The organism is Endozoicomonas sp. ONNA2 (assembly GCF_024606365.1).
In the GTDB taxonomy this organism is placed as follows: domain Bacteria; phylum Pseudomonadota; class Gammaproteobacteria; order Pseudomonadales; family Endozoicomonadaceae; genus Endozoicomonas.
The window spans coordinates 1-4,730 of sequence record NZ_JAHHPO010000099.1; the positions used below are offsets into that span (position 1 = coordinate 1).

3 protein-coding genes are annotated in these 4,730 nt (G+C 46.3%); 1 reads left to right on the plus strand and 2 read right to left on the minus strand.

Annotated features, from left to right (window positions below):
- Nucleotides 1-141: 141 nt before the first annotated feature.
- Together KDK14_RS01840 and gcvA are read right to left on the minus strand one after the other, a co-directional pair.
- Nucleotides 142-2,649 (minus strand): CoA transferase, encoded by a 2,508-nt coding sequence (locus tag KDK14_RS01840; RefSeq protein ID WP_257263314.1) that lies wholly within the window; start codon nucleotides 2,647-2,649, stop codon nucleotides 142-144.
- Nucleotides 2,650-3,023: 374 nt separating this feature from the next.
- Entirely contained in the window at nucleotides 3,024-3,989 is a 966-nt protein-coding gene (gene gcvA / locus KDK14_RS01845) for a transcriptional regulator GcvA (RefSeq protein ID WP_257263315.1), read from the minus strand.
- Nucleotides 3,990-4,369: 380 nt separating this feature from the next.
- On the opposite strand from gcvA, the gene KDK14_RS01850 reads away from it, so the two are divergent.
- Nucleotides 4,370-4,639 carry a hypothetical protein gene (locus KDK14_RS01850; RefSeq protein ID WP_257263316.1) on the plus strand — a complete coding sequence of 90 codons (270 nt, stop codon included), beginning with the start codon at nucleotides 4,370-4,372 and terminating at the stop codon, nucleotides 4,637-4,639.
- Nucleotides 4,640-4,730 lie beyond the last annotated feature (91 nt).

A 4,730-nucleotide genomic window follows, 5' to 3' on the forward strand; every position in this document is an offset into this window, starting at 1 on the left:
GCCATGGGCATTTGTGCTCTTCGTGTGCTTCGTGGTTCCAATTCAAGACCCGCAATACCTGAGAGGCTGTCCGAGAATAGACTGCCCAGGTAGCCAGAACTATCGATTCCATATGGCCAGCTGCTTACAGGGAAATCACGGTTAACTCGGCAAGTACTCTTTCCCCCAGCCAGTACCGATAACATTGTCGTTTAGCAGGGTGGCAATTTGTTCATTGGTATAACCAAGACTGGCCATTATCTCAGTGGTGGAATGGCCAAATCGCTCGGTGGGTGGTTGCGCAATAATTTGTGCCCGTGAAGGCCGGATTGAGCAGTGATCAACAATAGTCACCGGGTAGCCACTGGGATGGTCGTGATAGCTGGAAAAAGCATAACTGCCAAGATGAATTCCAATTTTACCATCGGCAGGGCGCGTGTAACGTTCCCGAAGCTCTGCGATCCCCACAGAGCGCACCGCTGCAATATCCTGTTCCCGTAGTGCATCTGCCCAATGATCGGCACTGGCTTTGGCGAGAGCTTCCGACAAAAAGCTCTTCTTGTCGTCTACTTCACTAATGCCGGCAAGGCCCGGAACCCGTTCGAGCTTGATCAACTCCTGCTCGATAGCATCAATAAATAAATGGCCGTCTTTGGTTAGGTAAAAATGCGATAAATCGTGATTGCCCAGAGCTTCCCGCCCGGATGCTTCATTAAACGGAGCACGACCCGGATAATCATAGGCAAATTTAATTTGTGCCAAATTGGTTGCAGCAGATAACGAGGTGCATGCCCGGCTGTGCTGCCCGGTGCGCATTTTGTGATAAAGGCTTAATGCCATCCCCAAACCACCGACAAAACCACAATTAACATCCAACGTCCCTATGTGTGCGTGCTCTTCTGGTGTTTGTGGTCCACCAAAACGACTCATAATACCGCTGATTGCCTGAATAATGTCATCATAACCGATATAGTCTGTTTTTGGCCCACGATTTGGGCCTCCCAGGCAATCCAAACGACAGAATAACACCCCCGGATTTATCGCCTGCAAGCTGGCTTCGTCTAAACCCAAAGGCTCCAGCTGACGCTCAGGGGCATTAATTAACACCAGATCAACGGATTGAATTAACTGATGAAAAATAGTCTGTCCCTGGTCAGTGGTAATATCCACCAAGGCACTCTTTTTGCCAATATTGGCTTGAAAACTGTACAGGGTGCCAATCAGTGGATCATACAATGGTGTCACGGGGTCCAATTTAATCACTTCAGCGCCAAAGCGAGTTAAAAATGCCGCAGCATGGGGCCCGGCAATCACATTGGTTAAATCAAGTATTTTAATACCTGCCAACCAGGCCTCGCGGTTTTCCTGTGCCGTAACCGTGCCAGTGGGCCCGGGCGTTGCTTCACTGTGTTCAGCATCTGCAAGCTCAGCCAGTGCTAACTCAAAATCAACCGTGACTCTGGCCCTTGGCTTTAACATTTGTTCAGCAGATTCTTCCAACCAGACCATAGGACCCGGCTGTTTCATTATTCCGTATTCAGGATCATCAACTTCAACGATCAATCCCGCTTGCGCACAGTGCTCACTGTTCACCCATTCCTCAGTGGTGCGATGTGGCGCCCCCGGAATTTGCCCTTCGCCAAAAATAACGCCCCACTCTTCTGAGGTTTTGGTTAAAAACACCCTCTTCATTTTGGCTGAGATAATATCAGCCCACTTCTTCGGCAGTGGATAAACACCAATGGAGGTTTCACCTTCCCACTCATTAATGGGTAAATGCAGATTATCAACCTCAGGTAAACCTTCGGCCAATAACTCCTCATATAATCCCAGCACTTGCAGGCATCGCCGGGCGTGATTGCGATGGGATGGACAAACAGCGTAGAAAAATCGGCCGTCCTTACATTCGTAGGTGCGAAAAAAGGGGTCCAGGTACTCTTGTAAATCTTCGTAGCTGACATCCATCGGTATATTGTTTTCTTTGCGATGGCTAATCTCATGCTCACGCATGGTCAGGTAGCGTTTTGGAAAACCTTCAATGACGATGGAGTTGTACGATAGCCCTTCCATTAAGGCAGTGGCAATTGGCACTTCAATATGATCACCAACACCGAGTTTTTCCCGGGCTACCAGTGCCACCACCACCGAGCTGGCCGCTAGCGCTGTCCCATAGGCTGAGCCCAATGACAGAGGTGAAAAACTGGGGTCCACGCCCATCAACACCCGGTTAAAACCCATATCCGTAAAGGCACCAGAGCTGGCAGCAATAATAGCCTCTGTTGCTTTCCACTGACTGCGCAATTGATCATTACTGGCAAAGCCCGGCATTGAAATAGTGATCAGCTCAGGACGCTCTTGACGCAACTGTTCAAAATCAATCCCCAAACGCTTCAGGACACCGGGACGAAAACTTTCTAAAACGATATCGGCGTGATTAATCAAGGTTAACGCCTGTGCCAGCCCCCGGTCTGATTTGAGATCAATATTTACCGTGCTTTTGTTACGATTCAAAATGGCATTGGCAGGACTCTTCCATCGTGGCCCTGTTAGTGGATCAATATGAATAACGGTTGCCCCAAGATCAGCCAAAATCATAGCAACTGCAGGCCCGGCTATTTGCTGGCCAAAATCGATAACCCGAATACCGGTTAGTGGCAGGTTTGCTTTCATACTCAATGCATTTCTCACTTAATTGAATTCGTCAGACTGTCAATTTCCAGTGTCAAAACAGAAAAACTAAATTTTGTATTTCATTAAAGTCGTTGTTAAATCTCCCATTTGAAAACTGGGCAGTTACATTAAAATGTGTCAGGCAGTTGGCCAAATGGAATTATATATTTCTGGCTACCCGGGCTGGTACTTTGTAACAAAGCACGACTGCATGGATGCAGGAACCAGAGCAACGCAAGAGCAGTCGCCGAGAGTGCCGACACAAGGAGTCAGAAATATATGATTACATAGGGTTAGCTACTTAAGCAGTGTCATCATAAAGCTGTAGAAAAAACTGACCAGCAATAAAATTATCATCTTTGATCTCATTTTTTTTATAGCAGCCAGACCGTTTGTACTTCACTGAGTAACCAGCTACGAAATGCTTCGACTTCTTGAGGATGAATATGTGAGTTGGGGTAAACAAGATAAAAAGCTTCATCGGTGGAAATTTTAGTTTTAAACGGGGTAACCAACTTGCCCGAATCAATAAGATCTTGTACCAGGCTCGTGCGACCAAGCGCAATGCCCACACCCAATACCGCCAATTCCAATGCCGACACTAAAGTGTCCATATGAAAGCCCTGATTGATATTCTTATTTTTATAATTGGCTTTACTAAGCCAGTGTCCCCAACCTTCTTCGTAGCCCATCACGTGCAGCAACATATGATCAGCCGGATCAAAGGTATCTTCATTAATCGGATATTTGGCTAAATAGCCGGGACTACAAACAGGAAAGAGTTCATCCCAGGTTAACCGGTCACTTTTCATCCCATGCCAATGGCCCCTGCCGTAACGAATTTCCAAATCACTATCAAGGCTATTGTCTCGCTCAACTTCATTCACCCAAATATTACTGGTCAAGCGCAAGTTAATATCCGGGTGCTGTTTTCTGAAATTTTTTAGCCTTGGTGCTACCCACTTAATAAAAAACACCATATTAACTTTAATGGTCAACAGGCTGGTCCGACCATGACCAAAGATTTCTTCAGTGGCAACGGTCAAGCGTTCAACAGAATCGTGGACAGCAGGTAGATAGGCCGCACCCGCATCGGTTAGCTCTAACCCTCTTGGCAATCGGCGGAACAATAAACAGCCTAACTGGCTCTCCAGGCCCTTGACCTGCTGACTCACTGCCGCCTGGGTAAGGTTTAATTCGTTAGCTGCATGAGTAAAACTCAGATGCCGGGCAGAAACTTCAAACGTCCTGATCCAATTTAAAGGCGGCAATCGTTTTTTCATCAAAACACCGTATAAATACTTAGTAACGCAGAGTAGATGCACACTGTTAAAACCCACTGTTAACACCCAATGCTAACAACAGCGTAAAGATGAAATAGCTGTGACAATGGCTCAAGTCAATAGCGGGGGATTGATCTGACTGACGGGCAATAGTCCGGGAACCATTTAATCCAGAAACGTTTTTTTTCACATAATATTTTGTCGTGGTTGACTTGGTGCCTCCCTATTGGAAACGGTTTTGCCAAGCCTGGCGGGTACATAATGGATTCGCAGCCACAACTCAAAAGAAGAAAATAATTTCAGATATATTCATTATCAAGGCTATTTTTAAATACTCACAGTTGATATCTCAGGTTTCAATGCGCATTTCTTACGACAAAGTCAGCAAAAAGTTCCCTTAAATAATCAATCGAAAGTACATGAGGAAAAATTACGTCTTGTCGTCTAATCTGATCTTTATGATTACCTCACTGATTACATCACTCCCTGAATACTTGTCACCAGGTCTGCTTGAGTACTTGGCTCAACAGCAGGCACGGAATGTTCAGCCCCATGAGCCGGTTGTCCTGCAACCGGCCCGGATTAAACCACTTGATCACGAGGTTACCCATCTGAAGAAACTCAATACCAGGCACAATCTCAACCTGAAGGCATTCAGGGATGAACTGCTCTGGGTTCTGGATGACCCCCTTACCCCCAGACAGTAACCCGGGCGAAAGTGAACCCGGGCGTTTTTGAGTACTTAAGTAGTTAACCAAATGAAATCATATTTTCTGACTAAGTGTTCAGTCACTCTAC

Bases quoted from the DNA above. Each gene is read 5' to 3' on its own strand.
- KDK14_RS01840 (WP_257263314.1), bottom strand. From the start codon at position 2,649: ATGAAAGCAAACCTGCCACTAACCGGTATTCGGGTTATCGATTTTGGC.